3 protein-coding genes are annotated in these 2,373 nt (G+C 55.7%); all 3 read left to right on the forward strand.

The annotated features are described in order from the left end of the window. Positions 1-86: 86 nt before the first annotated feature. The 3 genes from tnpB to GHN92_RS23475 are packed head-to-tail and all read left to right on the forward strand — an operon-like array spanning position 87 to position 2,278. A complete protein-coding gene (gene tnpB / locus GHN92_RS23465; RefSeq protein WP_048391263.1) occupies positions 87-446 on the forward strand; it encodes an IS66 family insertion sequence element accessory protein TnpB in 360 nt (119 codons plus the stop codon). A gap of 18 nt (positions 447-464) precedes the next feature. Continuing rightward, a complete protein-coding gene (locus GHN92_RS23470) occupies positions 465-1,967 on the forward strand; it encodes an IS66 family transposase (protein WP_048391261.1) in 1,503 nt (500 codons plus the stop codon). After that, on the forward strand, positions 1,964-2,278 hold the full coding sequence (locus tag GHN92_RS23475) for a hypothetical protein (protein WP_129444071.1): 315 nt from the start codon (positions 1,964-1,966) through the stop codon (positions 2,276-2,278). Before GHN92_RS23470 ends, GHN92_RS23475 begins: the two co-directional genes overlap by 4 nt. Positions 2,279-2,373: the final 95 nt, after the last annotated feature.

The following is a 2,373-nucleotide window of genomic DNA, read 5'->3' on the forward strand; positions in this document are numbered from 1 at the left end:
CGTAAGCGCTCCATGAAGCCCACATTCCAAGCCGAAACCTGATGTCCGATGCTGTGCTCCCGATTTCTTTCTGGAGCCAGTCCGTCATGATGCGTCCCGACGCCAAAGTCGAAAAAGTGTACCTATACCCCAAGCCCGTGGACTTTCGAAAATCCATCGACGGCCTCGCGGCCCTGGTCGAGCTGGATATCAAGGTAGCGGTATTCGACCCGGTACTTTTTGTTTTTCTGAATCGCCCCCGTAATCGGGTGAAAATCCTCTATTGGGAGCGCAACGGCTTCTGCCTTTGGCTCAAGCGCCTGGAGTCCGAGCGTTTCAAAACCTCGCCCAATGCCACCGACGAAGCCATCGTGCTGACGGTTCAGGAACTGAACTGGCTGCTCGACGGTTTTGATCTCTGGCGCAACCGTCCGCATCAGGTTTTGACGCCGCGATTTGTTGCTTGATTGGGTATAATCCGGGACATGATTTCCATGTCCGACAACCTTCCCGATGACCTGGCTGCGCTCAAGCAATTACTTGCTCAGATGCAGTCGAAGGTCGTTCTTCTTGAAGAAGAGAATGCGCTACTTCGTCAGCGCCTGTTCGGGCGCAAGTCAGAGCAAACCGCTGATCCGGCGACGCCACAACTGCTGCTGTTTAATGAAGCCGAAAGTATCGACACGCCAGCGCCCGTTGAAGCTGACGAAGAAGTTGTCGCCCCGACCAAGCGCCGTGGCAAACGCAAGCCACTGTCGGCTGACTTGCCACGCATCGAGGTCATCCACGAACTCTCCGAGCACGAACTGACCTGCGCTTGCGGTTGCCGCAGACACGCCATCGGTGAAGAAACCAGCGAACAGCTGGAGATCGTGCCGATGCAGATCCGGGTGATCAAACATATCCGCAAGGTCTACGGCTGCCGAGGCTGCGAAACAGCACCGGTCACCGCCGACAAACCCGCGCAACTGATCGAAAAAAGCATGGCCAGCCCCAGCGTATTGGCGATGCTGCTGACCACTAAGTACGTCGATGGCCTGCCGCTGCACCGTTTCGAAAAAGTCCTCGCTCGTCACGGTGTCGATATCCCGCGTCAAACCTTGGCGCGCTGGGTGATCCAGTGCTGCGAACACTTCCAGCCACTGCTGAATCTGATGCGTGATCGGTTACTGGAGAGTCCGATTGTTCACTGCGATGAAACGCGAGTGCAGGTGCTGAAAGAGCCAGACCGAGACCCGACCAGCCAATCCTGGATGTGGGTACAAGCCAGTGGCCCACCGGAGCGCCCAGTCATCCTGTTTGACTACACCACCAGCCGAGCGCAGGAGGTGCCGTTGCGGCTGCTCGCCGACTATCGCGGCTATCTGATGACCGATGATTACGCCGGCTATAACGCTTTGGGCGCGCAGCCGGGTATCGAGCGTTTGGCCTGCATGGCCCATGTACGGCGCAAGTTCGTAGATGCGCAAAAAGTGCAGCCCAAGGGCAAAGCCGGTCGAGCCGATGTTGCGCTGACGATGATCAACAAGTTGTACGGCATCGAGCGTGGGTTGAAAGAGATGACAGATGAACAGCGCTTTGCCGGTCGCCAGGAACAGAGCTTGCCGGTGCTCAGCCAGTTAAAAAATTGGCTGGAGAAAACTCAACCGCAGGTCACTGCGCAAAGCGCCTTGGGTAAAGCGGTCAATTATCTGGCCAGTAACTGGAGCCGGCTGGAGCGTTATATAGAGGCTGGCTTTTTACCGATCGACAACAATGCCGCCGAAAGAGCAATCAAACCATTTGTGATCGGTCGCAAAGCATGGCTATTCAGCGATACGCCCAAGGGCGCCGCAGCCAGTGCGCAGATCTACAGTCTGGTCGAGACCGCCAAGGCAAACGGCCAGGAGCCCTATACGTGGCTGCGCCATGTACTGGAGCGATTACCGCAGGCTGAGTCGGTTGAAGACGTTGAGGCGCTACTACCCTGGAATTGGAGGGCATCATGAGTATCAATATTGATCATCTGAGTGTCGATGAGTTAGTGACATTGAATCATCACATTATCGAACGGCTGAAGATGCTGGAGTCGTTGGAAGCTCATAAATCGATGATGCAGTTCCATCCAGGAGCACGGGTAAGCTTCGACTCACCCAGTGGTGAGCGCCTGTCCGGTACCGTTATGAAGTTCAACCGCAAGACCGTCACAGTGGTAACCGACACCAGCCAACGCTGGAATATTTCGCCGCACTTGCTTTCACCGATCAAAAACGTACAAGCGGGGACGGTGGTGGATATCAAGCCACAAAAAATGAAGTAGCTGCGCCGTGAATGGCCTCCGCGCCAGCATGATTTGATTCCTCCCCACCTCAGACGCCGCCTGTTTGGATAGGTGAGGTTTATGGATCAGTTACA

The sequence above is a fragment of the Pseudomonas sp. FSL R10-2964 genome, from assembly GCF_009600035.1.
In the GTDB taxonomy this organism is placed as follows: Bacteria; Pseudomonadota; Gammaproteobacteria; order Pseudomonadales; family Pseudomonadaceae; genus Aquipseudomonas; species Aquipseudomonas bubulae.

Bases quoted from the DNA above. Each gene is read 5' to 3' on its own strand.
- GHN92_RS23475 (WP_129444071.1), top strand. From the start codon at position 1,964: ATGAGTATCAATATTGATCATCTGAGTGTCGATGAGTTAGTGACATTG.
- tnpB (WP_048391263.1), top strand. From the start codon at position 87: ATGATGCGTCCCGACGCCAAAGTCGAAAAAGTGTACCTATACCCCAAG.
- GHN92_RS23470 (WP_048391261.1), top strand. From the start codon at position 465: ATGATTTCCATGTCCGACAACCTTCCCGATGACCTGGCTGCGCTCAAG.